Raw genomic sequence first — 19,687 nt, forward strand, 5'->3', positions numbered from 1 at the left:
TCTGGCAGGCATAATCTTGATACGGTATATTCGCAAAACTGAAAAGGATATTGCTATGAACTTTAAAACCAAACCGATTGCTTTGGCGTTAAGCGCTGTTTTTTCTGCCGGATTATTAACAGGCTGTTTAGATAGCAGCAGCCATAAAGATGATCACCATGACCACGATCACGCCCACACTAACTTAGATAAATCTCTAGTTTTTATTAATTCAACCACTGGCGATCAATACATTTATGACTTCCAAACCAAACAAGCGATTGATTTAAACGATAAAGCGAATGCTTCAACAAGGGATTCTGAAAAGAAACTCAATATTTTTGGTGAAGCTAATTTAAGCCACTTTATTCACTGGCCAGACTTCCGTGTCGTAGAAGGTACGCTTCGAGAAGACAAAAAAGTTGTGCTAATGAATAACAATTACACCAGTGGCGATGTCGATGCCAGCCACTTTTTCTATTTGGCCCATTTTCATGGAACAGGTGACGAGCGTTATTTAGCCGCTCACTCTTCGGATGAATTTGACAATCTTCCTGAAGGACACGGTCGCCTTGCAGGCCTAGCACGGCTTAACAACTTCATTTCCAATCAAGCTCAATTAGAATCGGACTTGGCCGCTGTTTTGCCCGCTGACCAAACACTATGTAAAGCCTATGTTGATCCCTACCTTAAAAACAAAGAAGGTGTAGAAGCTAACAGCCTGGTTCACTATACGCTGACTACCTCTGGGCGTATGTACTTCTATAAAAACGACGGCGGCACTTTCAGCCTTGTACAAAACAGCTTCGAAACCCTTGATGGTATAAGCGCCATAGATAATTGTAATAAAGTCACCATTACGCGTGAAAGCGACGATGGCGTGTATGTGTTTGTGCCCTCTGCAACACACCTTTATTTCATTGATCGCCACGGTGCAGATTTCCATTTACACGAGCGCATTCGTATTGATAGCTTAATCCCAGCGGGCGTTAACCCAGATATCATGGGCGCTATTGGCAAAGGTAAAGACCACTAAACGCTATTTGTAACTATTCAGCACGTTTCTTGGAAATATAAACCATTAAAAACAGTGACTTATGTTTTTTCAATCAAAAAACATCACCAAAAAATCTATTTTTCGATGCTTTCTTGAAGATGTTTTTACAACAGGTAGTGTCAAAAATACATTATTGGGACCACATGTAGTGGCTGAATAGTTACCGCTATTTTAACCTTAACCAGGCCTGGTGAACTCACCAGGCCTGCCTGTCACTATCGAGGTTTCACGTGAAACAATCCTTCCCTATTTTATTGTTACTGCCTTGGTCGTTGAGCAGTTGGGCGCAAACCAGCCTAAACACCATTGAAGTACAGGGCGTCAGCGAACCGCCAAGTGCCGAACGCCAAAGTCATAGCCAAACCGAGCTTGAACGTGAAGCGAGCGGCTTTACTCTCGGCGATTATTTAGAACATCTGCCATTGGTCAATTCCGCCAGCTACGGCCAGGGCGTCGGTCAACCCGTCATTCGCGGTCAGTCTGGCTATCGCGTTAAAATCCTGAACAATGATCAACAAACCACCGACCTCTCCAGCATGGGGGCCGATCATGCGGTCGCCGTGATGCCGAAAGCGGCTAAGCGTATCGAATTGCTTAAAGGCCCCGCGTCCTTACTCTATGGCGCACAATCGGGCGGTACGATTCGGGTTATTGATAGTTTTAACGATGAGCTTTTAGCGCAACCAGGCCTGGCCGGCAAGCTGTATGGTTCGGGTTCAACCAATAACCAGGCCACTCAACTGGGTGCGGCCGTGAGCGCTGCGAACGAAAAATTCAGCCTAGAACTGGATGGTCATCGCCAATCGGTTGGCAATTATCAAGATGGCAAGGGTCAAGCTATTGCGCATTCGGATACCTGGAGCCAACAGGTTCAAGCCATCGCAGGTTACCAGCAAAACGATTGGTTGCTCAAAGCCTTTGTCAGCGACTTGGAAATGGACTATGGCATTCCGAATGGTTCGAGCAAAGCGAGCCGAATTAACCTGAAGCAACAACGCGCTGGCCTCAAGTCGATTCACAATCTGCATGGTGATTATTTGGAACGTATGCAATTTGATCTACAATACACCGATTATCTGCATAATGAAACCGAGGGCGGCAGTGCCGACGGCCTATTTGGTTTAGAAAGTTTTGCAGCGAATATCAAACTGGATGCCCACTATGATACCTGGCTAGCGAGCTTTTTAATGGGCTACCAACAACAAAACCTGCAGGTCTGTCATGAGCATGGCGCCTGTCAAGGCTTCTCGATCGCACCACGTACCGGCAACAATGTCAGCGCCAGCGTTAAACCCATTGGTAGCGGCTATGATCAAACACCCTACTTTCACGGCCACCCCATGCCTGATACGCAAACCCAAAGCCTCAGCCTTGGCAGTCACCTCGAAGCGGATATGACTCAAGGGATATTCAGTTTCGGCGGCTATATTGAGCTGCGCCAACTCACCCCAGATAGTAAAAACATTCAGGAAAACTGGCTGATGCCCAGTACACCGACCGCCAATATCAATTACGCTGATCCCGACTTTTACCGCCAACAAACCGATACCGCCATTAGCTTGTCAATAGGTTGGCAACAACCGCTCAGCCAATACCTAACCACCGAAGTATCGCTCAGTTATATTGAACGCTTGCCCAGTAGCGAAGAACTGCTTTGGAATGGCAATCACCATGCAACCCAAACTTATATTATCGGTAATCGTGATCTCAACAAAGAGCGCTCGGTGACCTTGGACTGGGACTTAACCTATCAAACCAAACGTACACGCAATACATTCAACCTGTTTATCACCGAGTTCAGCGACTTTATCTACCAAACCCCTTTGCGCGATGCCCAGGGTAATGAAATCAAGGACCCCGATCATAACAATACGGTATGGCAAACCCAACAAGCGAATGCCGAATTTTATGGTGCCAGCTTGCAACAAGACTGGGAAATCGGCCGTTGGCAAGGCTCGGATTGGCGTTTAAGCCATCAAGCCGACTGGCTGAGCGGACAACTCCGCTCAGGAGAAAACCTACCACGAATTCCACCGATGCGTTATCAGATCGCGCTGCAACAGCAAACCCCACACTGGTTTAATCAAATCAGCCTTAAGCAGGTGTTTAAAGCCCGCCAGCTTGAAGATTACGAAACCGCCACGCCTGGCTACCCATGGCTAAGCCTCTACAGTCGTTGGCAAACTCACGCCTTTGGTATGAACACCGAGCTGTGGTTCAAAGCCGACAACCTGCTCGATCAACAGGCCCAAAACCACCTGTCCTATTTAAAAGACACAGCGCCGCTGATCGGACGACAACTCAGCGCAGGGATAGAGCTGAGGTTTTAAATAAATAGCGCGTGAAATTTACAATTTTTACGCGCTTTCTATTTAATTTTAGATTTAAAATACTGAAATAATTAAACAATCAGGTATGTTGAGGCTAGGACGTGTTAATGAACTTTAGGAAACGGTATGAATAAACGTGGTTTTGCCCTTACAGGGAGTCTAATTTTTTTGCTACTACCCAGCCTAGCACTGGCACAACAAGAGCATCGAATTTTAGTGCAAACTTCACTATGGACCAAACACTTCAACCCTGATCCTAAACACAACAATCATCAACAATTGATTAACCTGCAACTTCACCCCAAAAAGACTAGCACACTGGCTTTAACAGCCGAACAACCTTTTTTAAATCAGTTGGATTGGTTTTATGGCGGTGCTTTTTTTAAAAACTCCTTTTCACAAAACACCACCTATTTGTATCTCGGTGGTCGCTTTAATTTTTTGCAAGCAACCCAAGCAAATCTACAACCCTATGCCACTCTAACAGGCGGGCTTATCCATGGCTATCGAGGTGAATACCAACACAAAATCCCCTTTAACAATCTTGGCGTTGCGCCAGCGATTATTCCATCTATGGGCATTGAATACCGTAAAGTGACTACGGAGGTAAGTTTGTTTGGTATATCGGGAATCATGTGGAAACTAGGCTATTTTTTTAATTGATATCCGGATAAAAAGTGATGCTATGTACAAACACGGTCACGGCCGGCTGTTTTAGCCTGATATAGCAAGCCGTCTGCACGGTTGATAAGTTGATCGAGCGTTTCATTGGGCTGCGCCATCGCCACACCCGCACTAATGGTCACCTTAGCCTGATCAACTAAGCATGTACTCGCAACAATACGACGCAGTTTTTCAGCCAATTGACGCCCTTCATCAAGCGGGTTATTTACCACCACCACTAAAAACTCTTCACCGCCCCAGCGGCCAAAAATATCGGTATTGCGCACTGACGCGGCAATCGTTTTGGCCAGCTTAACCAACACTTCATCCCCCACCAGATGACCAAACTGATCGTTGAACTTTTTAAAATGATCAATATCAAACAAAATAAGGGAAAACGGAATCTGATAGCGTTGAAACAACGCAAAATTATGCGCCAACACCTCATTCAGCTTTTGCCGATTAGCAATGCCAGTAAGTGAATCATGATACGCCATATGATGGTAACGTTCTTTTAATGCATTTAACTTTGCATTGACCTCTACCCTCGGCGTGATATCAAGCATCGAACCAATCGTGCCGTAAGCCGTACCATTTTTATCACGCAATAAGGCCGCATTCACTTCGACCCACTTACGCTGCCCATCGGCACATTCGACCTGAAATTCCTCCTTGTAATCAGCCAAATTGCAGGACATAAAGGCATTGCATTGTGCGAGTCCTGCCCCGGCTGAATCTTCAAACAATAAATCTTGCCAAATTAAACCCAGATAGTCTTGCGGGTTTTTGCCCGTCAACTTTTGCCAGGATTCGCTCAAATAAGTAATGCGCTGATTCAAATCGGTTTGGAACACCACCTCTTTTAAATGTTCGGTAATTGTCTTGTATTTCTGTTCAGCATCACTGAGCTTGATAAAGGCCGTGGATTGCAAAGGCGCATCCGACTGCACTAAACCCGCTACAAAATCACCATACAGGTTTAAATCTGATTGCTGCGTGACAAGCTGAAATAATGCAACGATTTGACCCAGACCAATACGCGTATAGAACCCGGGGGTGTTTCCATAGCTTTTAGCACCAATCACATAAAAATTAGGTTCTGGATTTTTTAAAGACGAAGGTGGCATGGCTTGTTTTAGCACTCGACCTTCGCGGACATCTTTTAACATCGCCGCGGCATAATTAATCGGCGCACCCGAGGCATAACACTGGTGTACTTGAAGGTTTTGCCAAAGCTGACTGTCCGCTTGGTAACCATAGTTACTCACCACAAAGTCCGCAGACATATCAAAAGTTTGGGCAGAATCACAGACACGACACAACCAGGCCTGGTTAGCTGTGGGTTGATAATCAAGTGCTAAGACCTGTGTTTGTGTTTTAAATTCGATTAGCTGAGATGAATGATAGTCTTTTTGTATCCGCTGGTAAGTGGAGGCGCGCTCGCAAAATAGATCATCAATAAAGCCCTGATAAAAGGGCTCTGTCGGGCTTTCTTTAATGCAAATTAAACGTGTATCTGGATGCCAGCGTTCAATCAAGTCCGCAAATTGCTTAAAACTGCAAAACGCGGCATAACAATCACCAAACAATAATGTTTTACGACCATTAAAGCGTTCAAATTGCGCTTCAAAATCAACAACACCATACTCAATCCATTTGGCCATGCGCGCTTCATTGATTGCAGGGGTACGGCCTTCACCCAGCGGCAAGGGTTTGCTATAACTGCCCGTCGCATCTATCAGCGTATGTGCAAATAACGTTTTATCACCCTGTGGCGTCGTCACCACCAATTTAAATGGCGACTTTTTACGCAAATTTAGCTCCAAAACCGGTTTCGTGGCCCCGCGTCGCCCGATTTGTGTCACCTTATGCGCTAGCCGCACCCTTAGCCCACTGCGCTCAACCAAAGGCTGCAAATACGCTTGAGCGTAACGCTGCGCGCTAAAATGCGTGTAGTGCGCTACCTCTGGCACCCATGCCAAACCTAAAGGCGTGCAAAGTTGAGCGGCATCTGGATACAGGCGCTGAGACCCCAAACGCCTAAACGTTTGCGCGACCGAATCACCGGCTTCCAACAGCAGGGGTTCATAGCCCAACTGTCTAGCATAAAGTGCCGCTTCGATGCCCACGGCACCCGCACCGATAATGACAAGGGGCAGCACATCACCCTCGGGTTCACAACAGACGTTATTCATACAAAACGGGATCCAAAACCATGATTTGAGAGAATACTAGCATGAAATCCTACCCTATTCCATTGTATTAAGCGTTTTTACAAATGAGCCCGCTTAGCACATACCGATCACGCCGCGTGATATGAAAAGAACATATGCCAGATCAATTTTTATACAAAATCAATAACCATATTATTCTTTTTTATTGGTTCTCATTTGAATAATTGTCTATACTGCAAGCTAGAAAATTTTTATACAAGGCAGTGAAAAATCTTGAAAAAAACACGCAGTATCAAAAACTTAATTATGCTAGGTGCGATTGTTGCCTCCTTTACTCTTTTTGGGCTATCTTACCTAGTAGCATCCACGATTTTTGAACGCGTCTTAACTCAAAACGCACAAAAAGGCGCTGTGACACTCTCCCAACTGACCTTTGACAAGATGTACGAAGTGATGAGCCAAGGCTGGAACCGTGAACAACTCAACGCGTTTCTTGAGGAAAGCCAACAAGCCTACCAGCGCTCTGAAATCAAACTCGACATATTTCGCAGTCAACTTATCACGGAAGTTTATGGTGAAATCGAACAACCCAATTACACTAGCGTTGCGCATTGGGTGCAACCCGTTTTTGAAACAGGCCAAGCCGTTACTCATGCACGAGGTGATCAACGCATCAACTTGTTCCCTCTCAACGCTGAAGCGCGTTGCTTAAGCTGTCATGCCAATGCGAAGGTCGGTGATACACTCGGTGTCATGTTAATTGAGCAGGATTTGAGCGCTGAAATCAATGAAGCCAAATCTCAATTTTTTTGGTTTTTCTTAATGCTGCTACCGCTACCGCTGTTGATGGCCTATGTGATTGGCTTAAAACTCAATGCTGTGCTTCAGCAAGCCATTGGTAAGCTACACGACCAAGTCGTTAGTATTCAAAAAGTCCGCGATTTACGTCAAATTAAAAATGACCACGTCATCTCAGAGTACAAAGAATTTCAACAACTCGGCGAAGAGTTTCAAGCCCTGGCAGAAAAGCTGCAAACCGTCGCCGTGGACCGTGATATTTTGGAGTTTGAAATCCAGCTACTCGATAAATTTATTATTACCTCAGATGTTGTCAAAGACTGGAAGGAGCACATTAGCTACTTAATTAATGAAATGACCAAGATCCTGCCAATGTACGCCTTGTTTGTCGTCTTTCGTACCGATAATGAAGAACGTTTTGCAATGGAAATCTTTTGGGCAGGCCACCCCACCCCAAGCATGAAACAGCGCTTTGAAAACGCCGCGCGCGCGCAAATTCACAACCACCCGATTTTGAAGCTGGATCCGACTATCGATATTCACCACTCGATTACCAACGAAGGTCGGCAACTTGAAGAAAACCTAGAGTCGTTTGAACTACAAACCAAAAGCTTAATGCTCGAAACCCCAAAAATCGGCGGCGTGGTTGGATTGGGCGTGCAATCTTTAATCGACCAAGACTTAACCCGCACCATGGTAATTGAAAGCATCCTGACCACCTTGATTAATGTGGTCGGTTCCATCAAGGCGATTAATAAATACACCCATGAACTTGAATACTATGCGACCCGTGATCCGTTAACCAATCTGCTTAACCAGCGTGTATTCAACGAGCTGCTGGAGTACGAAATGGGGCGCGCCGTGCGCAAAGACTATAAGTTTTCGTTAATGGTTTTGGATTTTGATAATTTTAAAAATATCAACGACCGCTTTGGTCATGCGTTTGGTGACTTGATGCTCCAAACCTTCGCTAACAGGGTGCATGACGTTTTACGCGCCGGCGATATGTTTGGACGCTATGGCGGTGACGAATTTGTGATCCTATTACCCGAAACAAACACCGAACAAGCCAGCCATGTCGCAGACCTAGTGATGCAAACGGTTCATAAAATTGAAGAAACCGCCAACAGTGGTCAGAAGGTGCATATTGCCTGCTCGATTGGCATCGCTTGCTATCCCGATCATGCTAGCAGCAGCAAAGAGCTATTTGTTGTTGCCGATAATATGATGTATAAGAGCAAACACATAGGTAAAGATCAAATCTCAATGCCAACCGAGGATGAGCTCCACGATTTATTTAATCGCAATATCGAAAAAACCTCTTTCTTATTAGATGTACTTGAAAACGAGGACTGGATTGAAGCACACTTCCAACCCATTTTAGGTGTGGCGGGCGCCGCACCCGAACTTTCTATACATGAATTGCTGATGCGTATTCGCCATAATGGTGAATTAGTCAGCGCCTACCAGTTTATTGATATCGCTGAAAGCATGGGGATCATCGCCAAGCTTGATTATATTCTCATCAAACAGGCCTTCAAACAAATGCAAGAAACCGGCTACCGAGGCTTGTTGTTTATCAACCTGTCACCCAAAGCGATGATCCTAAACGAGTTTATTAACAAGGTCAAAGATCTTGCACAAGAATTTCAGATCGCGCCAGACCGCATTGTGTTTGAATTGACCGAGCGCGAAACCGTAAGCAATATCGCACTGCTCGAAAAATTTGTGCGTGATTTAAAGTTTGAAGGCTTCCGGTTTGCCATCGATGATTTTGGTTCGGGGTTTTCATCCTTCCACTACCTTAAACACTTCCCGATTGACTATCTAAAAATCGAAGGTGAGTTTATCAGTAATATGCTTAAAGATCCGATTGATCTTGCGTTTGTAAAAAGTGCCGTCACGCTGGCACAATCGATCGGCATTCTCACCGTCGCGGAGTTTATTGAAGATGCGCCCACACTACAAGCGGTTAAAGATTTAGGCATTGATTATGCACAGGGCTATTTTGTTCAACGCCCCGAACCTCGGTTTTTAACCGAGGTGCCTGAACAGGTGCGCTTTTTAAAAAGCGAATAAATCGTGATTTTTGGTTAAATTTTGATAAACTTAACCTTCTATAACATTTAGGTACCCATGTAAAAGCCCATGTCAGCGCAAATGCACACACCTCTTCCGCGCCGCCGCTTTCTGCAAGCGGGGTTATGCACTATCGCTGCGCCTTGGTGGTTGAGCGGTTGCGAACGCAAAATCCCACTTGCGCTCGCTGGACACATTTGGCCGGGCTATGAATTTATTCACTTAGCAACACAATTTAACTGGCTAAACAACCCTGGATTACACCTTGTTCACACCCCCTCTGCGACCGAGTCGATGGACGCCTTACGCCAAGGCAAGGTGCAAGCCGCTAAGCTCACACTTGATGAAGTGATACGCCTGTGTGCCGAAGGGCTCGAATTAGAAGTCGTACTGATCTTTAATATATCGATGGGGGCCGATGTGGTACTCAGTCGCCCTGAGATTACCCAGCTCTACCAGCTCGAAGGTAAACGCGTTGGCTTTGAAAAAACCGCACTGGGTTCGTTACTCTTTCATGCGATGCTAAAACGCGCACAGTTAACCACTGAACAAGTAACACCGGTTAACCTGACCATTGATGATCATAACCAGGCCTGGTTAGCTGATGACATTGATGCACTTATTACCTATGAACCGGTTGCCACCCAAATTGTCAACCAGGGCAAAGCGTTCCGCTTATTTGATAGTCGCCAAATACCTGATATGATTTTTGATGTATTAGTGGTCAAAAAATCACTCAAACCCGCCCAGCAGTCGGCACTTAAAGATCTGATTGCACAACATTTTAATGCCCTGCGCTATTTTAACAGCAACCCAATGGATGCCAGTCACCGTATGGCCGATCGGCTAGCACTAACCCCTGAACAGGTACTGCAAATTTTTCGTGGTCTATTCATACCGGATGAGCTGGCAAACACCGCTTATTTATCGGGTCACGATAATCGGCTAGCTCACAGCGCTCACACGCTCTTACAGGTGATGAAAGTAGCGAAGTTGCTTGATGCCGAGTGTGACCTGGAGGGCTTATTTACGAACCGATTCCTTCCCAGGGTGCAACAATGAAGCGCCTATTCGCCACCCTCTTGTTACTCGCGCTGAGCATAAGCCTGTCGGCTGCACAAACACACCTTGTCATTGGTATGCTCGCCTTTGAGCCAAAAGAACTCATTGAGTCACGTTGGCAGCCACTTGAACAACAAATCAATCTGAAGCTTGAACATGCACAAGTCTCCATTCGCCCCCTTAATTATGAAGAACTCGATAAAGCGGTACAGCGCCGAGAAGTCGATTTTGTATTCACTAACTCAGGGCATTTTATTCAACTGAGTCATGCACATGGCCTCAGCAGCCCCCTCGTGACCCTCATCAAACTCGACAAAGGTGTACCATTGCGTGGCTTTGGCGGTGTTATCATGGTACATAACGACCGCACAGACTTATTAGACCTATCTGACTTGAAAGGACTCAAAGTCGCTACACCTGGCCAAGGCTCATTTGGTGGTTACATGGTACAAGCCCATGAAATGATGAAGCATGCGATCCGTATGCCACAGGATGTCATACTCATTGAAACCGATATGCCCCACGATAAAGCGGTGATGGCGGTACTCAATCGGCAAGCAGATGCCGCCTTTATTCGTACAGGACTGCTTGAATCGATGAGTGAACGCGGGCTGATTAACCTGCAAGATGTCCGCGTCCTCAACCCGCAATCGCTCACTAGTTTCCCGTTTCAGCTGTCTACCCGCCTCTATCCTGAGTGGCCATTAACGGCGATGACCCACGTTGATGAACAACTCGCAGGCCAAGTAGCTGGCGCGTTGCTGGCACTACCCTATCAAGGCCCCGCGATGGAACAAGCTGGCGTGTATGGCTTTACCATTCCAGCGGACTACGAACCGGTGCGCGAGCTGATGCGCACACTTAAACTCCCACCGTTTGATGTTGAAACCCCAATAAGGTGGCAAGATATTTGGGAAGCACATCAACTCACGCTTCAAACCATCGCGCTAGCCATAACGATTATTTTACTGCTAGGGGTATTGCTGCTCTTTATTAACGTGCGGCTCAAGTCTAGCTTGGCGCAGCTTAAAACGAATGAACAAAAATTGCGCCTCGCCGCCGTTGCGTTCCAAACCCAAGAAGCCATCTTAATTACCGATGTCAACGAGCGTATTATCAGTGTGAACAAGGCATTTACCGATATCTCAGGGTTTAGCTCAGAAGATGCGCTGGGCAAAACACCGCGTATTTTCAAATCCAACTTACACGACAAACAGTTTTACCAGGCCATGTGGGACGATATTTTAACCATGGGAGGCTGGCAAGGCGAAGTCTGGAACCGGCGCAAAAACGGCGAAATTTATCCCGAACTCCAAACGATCACCGTCATTAAAGATGAGCAAGGTAACACCACCCATTACCTATCAACCTTTAACGATATTACCCAACGTAAACTCAGTGAACAACAAATTAACCAGCTCGCCTTCTACGACCCGCTGACGGGTTTAGCCAACCGGCGTTTACTGGAAGACCATATTAAGCAAGCCATTTCCGTGAGCGCTCGCAGCTTACATTATTGCGCGCTCCTGTTTATTGACCTAGACCATTTTAAAAACCTCAATGATACCTTAGGTCACAAATTAGGTGATGAACTACTCAAACAGGTCGCGATACGCTTAAAAACGGTAGTGCGTGATGGTGACACCATTGCGCGCCCAGGGGGTGATGAATTTATTATTTTGTTAGAAAACCTCCACTCAGATAAAACCCATGCCGCACAAGAAGCGCAATTTATTAGTGAAAAACTGCTGCATCAATTTAGTCAGCCGTTTGAAATGTCTGAAAACCAATATGTCATGACTGCCAGTATTGGCATCAACCTGTTTATTGATCACTACGAAACCGTCGATGAATTAATGAAACGCTCGGATTTAGCCATGTATAAAGCAAAAGAAGAAGGCCGCAACACCCTGCGCTTCTTCGACACCAGCATGCAAATTGCCGCCAGCAAACGCATTGAGCTTGAGGCAAAGCTACGCCAAGCGATTGAACAACAACAATTTCAACTATTCTACCAACCTAAGGTTGATCAACACGCACAACTCACTGGCTACGAAGCTTTAATTCGCTGGATTCATCCGGTCGATGGCATGGTATCACCCGCGGACTTTATTCCTATTTCTGAAGAAACTGGGTTAATTTTACCGATTGGCGACTGGGTGCTTGACCAGGCCTGCCAACAACTCCAGGCCTGGTCAAACCAACCGACTCAATCGCATTTAACGCTTGCAGTTAACATTAGCGCCTATCAGTTCCGCCAGGCTGACTTTGTGAACAAGGTGGTCCAGGTGATGGAGCGCTACCAATTTGATCACAAATGCCTTGAGCTTGAACTCACGGAAAGCATGTTGATGCAAGATGTACAAACAACGATTAATAAAATGTTGCAACTGAGCGAGTTTGGCGTGCATTTCTCGCTCGATGACTTTGGCACGGGTTATTCATCGCTCAGCTATTTAAAAAACCTACCCCTGAGCTGCCTCAAAGTAGACCAGTCCTTTGTGCGCGATATGTTAGTTGACCCTAATGATGCGGCCATTGTTGAAACCATTATTGCACTGGCAAAAACCTTAAAGCTCGAAGTCGTCGCCGAGGGTGTAGAAACTCAACAACAAGCCGATAAACTTCAACAACTCGGTTGTGACTTATTCCAAGGCTATTTCTTTGGCAAGCCACAACCACTTGAAAACCCATTATTAAAGGACGCATAATGACTACTCACCCGCTAGCAGATTATATGACTGAGGTGCCTGATTTTCCTAAACCCGGCATTTTGTTTCGTGACATCTCCCCCTTACTCAAACACCACTTTACACAAACGCTGGATGCCATGAGTGCGCTCTTTAGTGAAGAGGAATGGGCCCATATTGACCATATTGCAGGGATTGAGTCACGCGGCTTTATTTTTGCCTCAGCATTAGCTTATAAGCACAATAAAGGCTTTATTAAAATCCGCAAACCCGGCAAGTTACCCCAGGTTCATGCTTCGATTGAATACGGTCTAGAATACGGTCGTGATAAGCTCGAAATGCAAAAAGGCTGTGGCGCGCGTATTATTTTATTAGATGACCTGATTGCCACAGGTGGATCAATGGGCGCCGCCTGTGCATTATCTGAACAAGTCGGCTATGAAGTCGTCGGTTTGGCTTGTCTTGTCGATTTAGCGGCCCTCAACAGCTTTGAATACAAAGGAATGACTGTGCGATCGGTAATCCAATATCATGATTAATGCACGATTTCACTTGATTTAACCTATTGATTAATGAAATAATTGGTTCGTAAATAAATATTCATAACACAAGGATACCGCGAAAGCAAAGGAGTGATTATGAGCATAGGCATTAACCCTAATTTATCATCAATGGCCTTGTCGATGATGCCAAACCAAAACCAGGCATCGTCGCAAGATTCGGCCAGCCGCGTGAGTGATAGACCGACCTCGTCGGTATCGGCCGCAGGCAATGACACCGTTACCCTATCATCGGCCACACAGGGCGTCAACGGCGCAAATGATTATATGAATTTGGCAGCGAGTCAAACCGTCAATGCCAACAACCCTGTTCAAGAACAGGCTGTACAAACTAACGACACCACAAATGGATTGACTTATGCTAGCAATTTGCAAGCGGCGGCCAACTTTAATGCACAGCAGCTCAACCAAGTAGGTACAGAGCAATCCGATAACCGCCAACCTAGTTAAGCTCATCGGGTAGAAAAGGATGGGCGCACGATGCTGCGCCCGCCCCTCTTTTTCTAACGCACAACGCCATGGCGCGATCATCACACGAATTTATGAGATATCCGGGTTAAATCTTCATACTTTCTCAATACTCTCTAGAGTATTTTTCATTAAACTGATTACAAGATTTGATTAACGTCATTGATCAGGTTGGACTTAGGAGACCCCCTTTGTCACTGAATGGCATTGGCCATTCAACTCCTCAGACTTTTACGCGGCCTCCATGCCGCGTTTTTTTATTTGCGCTTTTAAGCTACAATAACGCCTCTTTTCACTAGACCTATTAAATGCCATGACTCAATACATCTATAAACATGGGCGCGGTAGCGACGATGCACACAAACGTGATGCGGCCTTGTTTGCTGAACTATTGAGCCAGCACCACCAATTAAAGCGCGAAACCACTCGGCTAGCGAATGGCATTCTGGCACGCACCACCAGCAACAACCCCAACCTAGCGAAAATACTACAAGCGCATGTCAGCGGCATGGCACAACGCTTTGCATCCGGTCGCGCTATTCGCTCTTGGGATCCCTTGTTTGCGGCATTGTTTGAGTTTCGTGATCAAATCGTGATGCAATACCGCGACATTGACGGTGGCGTTGAAGCTCAACTGACGAGTGATGATCCTAGGTTAATTGAATTAATTCATAGCCACGACCAAACCCTGCACCAATTTGTCGATTTCGGTTATGAAAAATCTGGCGCCATAAGCCCCAAACCCGACTGGCTGAAATAAAATATGACGCATTCTAATGACTTCTATCAAACCTTGCCAAAAGTTCAACAATTTGACCAAATACTCGTTGAACAGAACTTTAGCGAACTGCCTGCTGATTGGCTAGTGGTCATCACCGATGTCATTAACTCCACAAAAGCGATTGAACAAGGCGACTACCGGTCCATCAATGCTGTGGGTGGGTTTACAGTAGCCGCCATGGTCAACACCCTCAAACCCCTAGCCTTCCCTTATGTGTTTGGCGGTGATGGGGCGACATTTTGCATCCCACCGCGCTACCGTGACGCGGTAACCACCGCCTTACAAGCCTGTCAACAACTCGCTAAAAACAGTTTTAATCTTGACTTACGCATCGGTTTAATCGCCTACCGCGAGTTGACGTCCAAGATTTTTGTCGCCCACTATCAAAAAAACGCCAGCCTTGATCAGGCCGTGTTTATGGGGGGTGGGTTAAGCGAAGCGGATGACAAAATTAAATATAATGATCGCTACCATATCCCCAAAGCGACAAAAACCGTCGAAGCCGATTTTTCAGGTTTCGAGTGTCGCTGGAAACGATTGCCAAGCCCTCACGAAATCACGGTAAGCTTACTAGTGAAGGCGCACGGTGATTTAAGCGAGCAAATGAGGCGCTTAAAATCTTTACAACAACAGATTAACCAAACCCTTGGTGACGAAAAAGATTATCACCCACTGGCGGTGACACACCTCCAGCTTGGCTTTTCTGCACAAACCTTAATGGGCGAAATGCTAGTAAAATCAGCAGGGCGTCGCTCGATGATCACCCGACTTAAATACTTGTGGATAATAAGACTACAAAATCTACTTGGCCTGGTACTCATGCGATTTGGCATTAAAATAGGTGAAGCACACTGGGGACACTACAAACAAGACTTTTTGCACAATGCCGACTACCGAAAGGTTGACGATGTTTATCGCACGGTATTGAGTTGTGATAAAGCTCAATGGCAACAGCTTGAATACTGGCTCACCGCGCAGGGACCCAACGAATTGATTTATGGCGCACATACTAGTGATGCGGCTCTCGTAACCTGCTTAATTAGCAAAGCAGGTGTACAGCACCTACATTTTGTCGATGGCGCAGACGGCGGCTATGCATTGGCTGCTAAACAACTCAAATCACGCTTGCATGCGAACAACCCAAGATGAAAAAAGCATCAGACCGCAATTTTGACCAACTCGCTGATCAGTTTGCACAAAAAGTCTATGGCACACTCAAAGGTGAATGGCGCTTAAAGCTACTTAAAGAAGACTTAGCGATGTTTCACGTGAAACCTCAACCAGGCCTGGTTGAAAAACCGCTAAAAATATGGGATGCCGGTTGTGGTTTTGGACAAATAAGTCAATGGTTAGCGCAGGCTGGCCACGATATGCTGCTCTCTGACCTATCAAAAAACATGCTCTATCATGCACAACAACACTTTTATGACGCGGGGCAACCCGCAAAGTTCTTGCATGGCGCGTCCCAAGATTTGGCGCCAACGCTGCCCGATTTTGATCTGGTGCTTTTTCATGCCGTACTCGAATGGTTAGCCGAGCCAAAAGCAACACTTGAAACGGTCATCAGCAAAGTCAAACCAGGCGGTTATTTGTCACTGTTGTTTTATAACCGCAATGCCATTGTCTATACCAATGTACTTAAAGGTGAATGGCGCTGGCAACATATTTTAGATGATGCCTATATCGGTAAGGGCAAGAAGCTCACACCACCGAACCCGCATTATCCACACGAAGTCCAGGCCTGGTTAACCGAATGGGGGTTTGAAGTGAAACAACACACCGGTATTCGGGTATTTCATGATTATCTCCCCCCACAAGTGATGACCAAGAGCCCAGTTGAACAACTAATGGCGCTTGAATACCAATACTGTCGCACACCCACTTATCGCGATATGGGACGCTATATTCACCTACTCGCCCAACGCACAACTTAACCTCCGGATCTGGGTCACGGCCGTTAACCCGATAGAACTGGGGACGGAGGTATAAGGTAGCCGCCACGCTCGATTGCACACCTAATTATCTCAATTAATGGAAAAAAGCTTTTTTATATTAGAAAATGGTTATATAATTATGGCGTTAATATTTTGTTACCTCATCCAAAAGGAAACCATTATGAAAAAGAATTGGTTATACGCCACGCTATTATCAGGCATGCTAGGCGCCTCTGGCGCTGTCCATGCCAATGCCCTGCCGCATTCACCCTCTCCGGCACCTAAAAAAGAAAACCACCAGATCCCACAAGGCCTCTATGTCACACCACAACAAGCCTATGACATGGTCACTCAAGATGAAAAGGTGATCTTGGTTGACGTCCGCACCCCGGAAGAATGGATGTTTGTGGGCTACAGCCCATTAGCTAAAATCATGCTCCCGTCCGTCATGTTTGACTATTCAAAAATGGATACGCATCAAAATCTGCCGCGTTATATGCCTGTTCCACATGCGAACTGGATTAGTGAGTTTGAAGAAAAACTGGCGGACTTAGATGGTGACAATGAAAGTAAAATCATCGTCATGTGCCGCTCCGCTTCAGAGCGCGCCGCGCCAATGGCGAATGTACTGCATCAGTACGGTTACAAAAACGTATATCTACTATTAGGCGGCTTTGAAGGTGGCACGGTCAAAGACGGCGAAAAGAAAGGGTTCCGTTTAGTCAATGGTTGGAAAAATGCTAACCTACCGTGGACCTATAATATTGAAGCCGATAAGGTTTACTTTAAAAAGTACGGTGTAGAATATTAATTTGCTTGTCATGTGATCAACAAGGCAAGCGCATCTAAATAATGCAAAAATCATAGCAATAAGCATGATTAGCCTATCAAACAACGCTCAAACTCAAGCCCCTGGCTTGTTGATTTATTATTTAAGATGCGTTTTCCTTGATTTTATCAGGTATTCAATGCCTTAGACAGCTAAAAAGCCGCTTTTTCAGCGGCTTTTTTTATGTTCAATTCCTTTATAATAAGCCCACTTTTGTACTTAAGAGGATAAGACCATGACAATCTGGCCGTTTGGACGCAAAAAACCAACCGCAGCAAGCGCGGCATCACACTTTAAAAAAGCAAGACTAAAAACACGTCTTCAAATCGTGTTAGTGGTGATAATGATTGGTGGGATAGGCTATGCGCATGAAACCCTTGTCGCTCGACCAGCGATGGCGTTTGAAGGCGTGCCCTATCACCAAGACTGGAAAATTCAGCTTAGCACACGTGTCATGCGCAATGAAGCCTTTATGGTTGGCTATTCAGAGCTGCTCGGGAATCCCTTATGGGTCAAATACCAGGTGCTACCTAAACCCGATAACATGCAACGCCTGCCCAGACCAGACCGCTTTTCTCATGACTGGCGGAGTGTGCGCTGTTGGTTACATTTTCCTTGTGTAAATCATGATGACTATACGCGAACAGGTTATGATCGGGGACACATGGCACCTAACCATGTCATCGCAACCCGCTATGGTCAACATGCACAACATGAAACCTTTTTGATGACCAATATCACCCCACAACTGCCCAATTTAAATCGCCGCGCTTGGCAACGATTAGAAGAAATCGCTGCCAATCATTTTTCTGATAACCTTGGCCCATTTTGGGTGGTTACAGGGCCTATTTTTGACGATAAGCCTAATTTTCTACCTGGTTATAAAATGATTGCCATACCCAAAGCTTTTTACAAGATTTTCATTCGTGAAGCAGACACAGCGGGAGACCCCCCCAAAGTATTAGCCTTTGTGATGCCTCAAGAACTCAGTGGCAACGAAGATTTAAGCGCGTTTTTAACCAGTGTGCGCGATATTGAACAACAAACCGGGCTTAACTTTTTTCACAAGCTTGATGATAGCGTTGAAGCCTATATTGAAACCCTAATTGATCCACAGAGCTGGCAATTTACACCCAACATCGCGAACCGACCTGCACGTTTTTAACTCGGATGTTTCATAAATTCGCGTGATGATCGCGCAGGATATTGGTTTACCAGTGCTTTTTTTCGAAGGAGCGCTGTAGTTATTCATACAGCCGACTGAGAAAAAAGTGCTGGGGAATCAATAGACAAGCGAGGGCGCGTGAACTTTATGAAATATCCGGGTTAAGGTCAAATACCATCTTCGGCGCGAATTTTTTTGCGCTGAAGAATCGCTTTTTTTAAAATGGGAACAATAAAATGATCCATTTGATTGAGCGCTTTTTTAACGGTAATTTTCTTGTAGTGCGCTAAATCTTCTTCCAACTCTTTACGTTTAATTTTGGGCAGGTTTTCCATCACTTTCTTTTTGATACGGCCCGACTTATCAATATTACACAAAATAACTTTTTGCATAGGATTGAGTTCTGTAAGCACTTGCTGAATCGTGGGATTGTCAATTTCAACCATTTTCAACACCAGTCTACGGTGCGCTTCTAGGCTTTTTTGCAGGGCCGCTGCATCTTCAGGGGTCAACTGCTTGAGACGATAATCCATCATCTCCACCAACGAAACAGCCGCTTGATCGGGTAAAGTAATAATAACATAACCCGCTTCAATCAAAAAAGTGTGCGCATCCTTGCACTTAACCTTAACATCCATACATTACCCTACAAATAAGCTGACGAATCGTAGTGAAACTCGATAACACCCTGATCTTCAAGCTCATAAATCAATCGGATCATACGCACGAGCGCCTCTTTCTGCCCAAGTTTATCTGGTAAAGGCAGAGTTTGAATATCTTCGAGCATTTGTTTTTCCAACGCCTGCCCCATATTACGTAAAACATTGCGTTTTAAATCCGGATCTTGTAACAAGGTGAGCCAAACCCTAAGGTCCGATTTATCCACTCTTTGCATAAATTGTGGCCAATCTATCGATGATATAAACTTGAGCTTTAGCGCCATTTTTAAATAGCTTTTAATCACCGCATCCTGATCTTGCCCTGCACCCGCTGAACGCAAGGAGTGCTTTAAACTAATGCGTAATAAATGTGTTGTAAAACGATCAAGACGCACAATCGCATTCCCCATTTGTATCAACCACTCATTATCATTTACTTTTTGCATTCCAATTTTCATA

The 19,687-nt window shown here is 45.5% G+C and carries 16 protein-coding genes; 13 read left to right on the forward strand and 3 right to left on the reverse strand.

Features of this window, described 5'->3' with window-relative positions; translation table 11 throughout:
* The first annotated feature begins 55 nt into the window (after positions 1-55).
* The 3 genes from NA59_RS04630 (at position 56) to NA59_RS04640 (ending at position 4,029) form a co-directional block, all read left to right on the forward strand.
* Positions 56-1,015, forward strand: coding sequence for a hypothetical protein (locus tag NA59_RS04630; RefSeq protein ID WP_044408713.1), 960 nt, complete (start codon positions 56-58; stop codon positions 1,013-1,015).
* Positions 1,016-1,266: 251 nt separating this feature from the next.
* A complete protein-coding gene (locus tag NA59_RS04635; RefSeq protein ID WP_044408716.1) occupies positions 1,267-3,366 on the forward strand; it encodes a TonB-dependent receptor domain-containing protein in 2,100 nt (699 codons plus the stop codon).
* A gap of 126 nt (positions 3,367-3,492) precedes the next feature.
* A complete protein-coding gene (locus NA59_RS04640) occupies positions 3,493-4,029 on the forward strand; it encodes a hypothetical protein (protein ID WP_044408719.1) in 537 nt (178 codons plus the stop codon).
* A 20-nt stretch (positions 4,030-4,049) separates the two neighbouring features.
* Here the strand turns inward: NA59_RS04640 and NA59_RS14250 are convergent, their stop codons facing one another.
* Positions 4,050-6,224 carry a diguanylate cyclase gene (locus NA59_RS14250; protein WP_052501464.1) on the reverse strand — a complete coding sequence of 725 codons (2,175 nt, stop codon included), beginning with the start codon at positions 6,222-6,224 and terminating at the stop codon, positions 4,050-4,052.
* Positions 6,225-6,476: 252 nt separating this feature from the next.
* Between NA59_RS14250 and NA59_RS04650 the strand changes: the two genes are divergently transcribed.
* The 10 genes from NA59_RS04650 (at position 6,477) to NA59_RS04695 (ending at position 18,569) form a co-directional block, all read left to right on the forward strand.
* Positions 6,477-9,080 carry a putative bifunctional diguanylate cyclase/phosphodiesterase gene (locus NA59_RS04650; RefSeq protein WP_052501465.1) on the forward strand — a complete coding sequence of 868 codons (2,604 nt, stop codon included), beginning with the start codon at positions 6,477-6,479 and terminating at the stop codon, positions 9,078-9,080.
* A gap of 69 nt (positions 9,081-9,149) precedes the next feature.
* Positions 9,150-10,142 (forward strand): ABC transporter substrate-binding protein, encoded by a 993-nt coding sequence (locus NA59_RS04655; RefSeq protein ID WP_052501466.1) that lies wholly within the window; start codon positions 9,150-9,152, stop codon positions 10,140-10,142.
* Positions 10,139-12,853, forward strand: coding sequence for an EAL domain-containing protein (locus tag NA59_RS14255; RefSeq protein WP_052501467.1), 2,715 nt, complete (start codon positions 10,139-10,141; stop codon positions 12,851-12,853). The genes NA59_RS04655 and NA59_RS14255 overlap by 4 nt, the downstream gene beginning before the upstream one ends.
* Complete coding sequence (locus NA59_RS04665; RefSeq protein WP_044408721.1) at positions 12,853-13,371, forward strand: adenine phosphoribosyltransferase; 519 nt, start codon at positions 12,853-12,855, stop codon at positions 13,369-13,371. The genes NA59_RS14255 and NA59_RS04665 overlap by 1 nt, the downstream gene beginning before the upstream one ends.
* A gap of 99 nt (positions 13,372-13,470) precedes the next feature.
* Positions 13,471-13,842 (forward strand): hypothetical protein, encoded by a 372-nt coding sequence (locus NA59_RS04670; protein ID WP_052501468.1) that lies wholly within the window; start codon positions 13,471-13,473, stop codon positions 13,840-13,842.
* Positions 13,843-14,173: 331 nt separating this feature from the next.
* Positions 14,174-14,620: a hypothetical protein gene (locus NA59_RS04675; RefSeq protein ID WP_044408724.1), complete on the forward strand. Its 447-nt coding sequence runs from the start codon at positions 14,174-14,176 to the stop codon at positions 14,618-14,620.
* A 3-nt stretch (positions 14,621-14,623) separates the two neighbouring features.
* Entirely contained in the window at positions 14,624-15,790 is a 1,167-nt protein-coding gene (locus NA59_RS04680) for a DUF3095 domain-containing protein (protein WP_044408727.1), read from the forward strand.
* A complete protein-coding gene (locus NA59_RS04685) occupies positions 15,787-16,575 on the forward strand; it encodes a methyltransferase domain-containing protein (RefSeq protein WP_044408730.1) in 789 nt (262 codons plus the stop codon). The genes NA59_RS04680 and NA59_RS04685 overlap by 4 nt, the downstream gene beginning before the upstream one ends.
* A 181-nt stretch (positions 16,576-16,756) precedes the next feature.
* Positions 16,757-17,386, forward strand: a complete 630-nt coding sequence (locus tag NA59_RS04690; protein WP_044408912.1) for a rhodanese-like domain-containing protein — start codon at positions 16,757-16,759, stop codon at positions 17,384-17,386.
* Positions 17,387-17,639: 253 nt separating this feature from the next.
* Positions 17,640-18,569 carry a DNA/RNA non-specific endonuclease gene (locus NA59_RS04695; protein WP_232504032.1) on the forward strand — a complete coding sequence of 310 codons (930 nt, stop codon included), beginning with the start codon at positions 17,640-17,642 and terminating at the stop codon, positions 18,567-18,569.
* Positions 18,570-18,736: 167 nt separating this feature from the next.
* Here the strand turns inward: NA59_RS04695 and NA59_RS04700 are convergent, their stop codons facing one another.
* Together NA59_RS04700 and NA59_RS04705 are read right to left on the reverse strand one after the other, a co-directional pair.
* Positions 18,737-19,207, reverse strand: a complete 471-nt coding sequence (locus tag NA59_RS04700; protein WP_044408733.1) for a FliG C-terminal domain-containing protein — start codon at positions 19,205-19,207, stop codon at positions 18,737-18,739.
* 8 nt (positions 19,208-19,215) lie between these two features.
* Complete coding sequence (locus NA59_RS04705) at positions 19,216-19,686, reverse strand: FliG C-terminal domain-containing protein (RefSeq protein WP_044408736.1); 471 nt, start codon at positions 19,684-19,686, stop codon at positions 19,216-19,218.
* Between the last annotated feature and the right edge of the window lies 1 nt (position 19,687).

Origin of the sequence: Thiomicrospira microaerophila, from assembly GCF_000934765.1 — a bacterium.
Taxonomy (GTDB): Bacteria; Pseudomonadota; Gammaproteobacteria; order Thiomicrospirales; family Thiomicrospiraceae; genus Thiomicrospira; species Thiomicrospira microaerophila.

Bases quoted from the DNA above. Each gene is read 5' to 3' on its own strand.
- NA59_RS04630 (WP_044408713.1), top strand. From the start codon at position 56: ATGAACTTTAAAACCAAACCGATTGCTTTGGCGTTAAGCGCTGTTTTT.
- NA59_RS04640 (WP_044408719.1), top strand. From the start codon at position 3,493: ATGAATAAACGTGGTTTTGCCCTTACAGGGAGTCTAATTTTTTTGCTA.
- NA59_RS14250 (WP_052501464.1), bottom strand. From the start codon at position 6,224: ATGAATAACGTCTGTTGTGAACCCGAGGGTGATGTGCTGCCCCTTGTC.
- NA59_RS04655 (WP_052501466.1), top strand. From the start codon at position 9,150: ATGTCAGCGCAAATGCACACACCTCTTCCGCGCCGCCGCTTTCTGCAA.
- NA59_RS14255 (WP_052501467.1), top strand. From the start codon at position 10,139: ATGAAGCGCCTATTCGCCACCCTCTTGTTACTCGCGCTGAGCATAAGC.
- NA59_RS04665 (WP_044408721.1), top strand. From the start codon at position 12,853: ATGACTACTCACCCGCTAGCAGATTATATGACTGAGGTGCCTGATTTT.
- NA59_RS04670 (WP_052501468.1), top strand. From the start codon at position 13,471: ATGAGCATAGGCATTAACCCTAATTTATCATCAATGGCCTTGTCGATG.
- NA59_RS04675 (WP_044408724.1), top strand. From the start codon at position 14,174: ATGACTCAATACATCTATAAACATGGGCGCGGTAGCGACGATGCACAC.
- NA59_RS04680 (WP_044408727.1), top strand. From the start codon at position 14,624: ATGACGCATTCTAATGACTTCTATCAAACCTTGCCAAAAGTTCAACAA.
- NA59_RS04685 (WP_044408730.1), top strand. From the start codon at position 15,787: ATGAAAAAAGCATCAGACCGCAATTTTGACCAACTCGCTGATCAGTTT.
- NA59_RS04690 (WP_044408912.1), top strand. From the start codon at position 16,757: ATGAAAAAGAATTGGTTATACGCCACGCTATTATCAGGCATGCTAGGC.
- NA59_RS04695 (WP_232504032.1), top strand. From the start codon at position 17,640: ATGACAATCTGGCCGTTTGGACGCAAAAAACCAACCGCAGCAAGCGCG.
- NA59_RS04700 (WP_044408733.1), bottom strand. From the start codon at position 19,207: ATGGATGTTAAGGTTAAGTGCAAGGATGCGCACACTTTTTTGATTGAA.
- NA59_RS04705 (WP_044408736.1), bottom strand. From the start codon at position 19,686: ATGAAAATTGGAATGCAAAAAGTAAATGATAATGAGTGGTTGATACAA.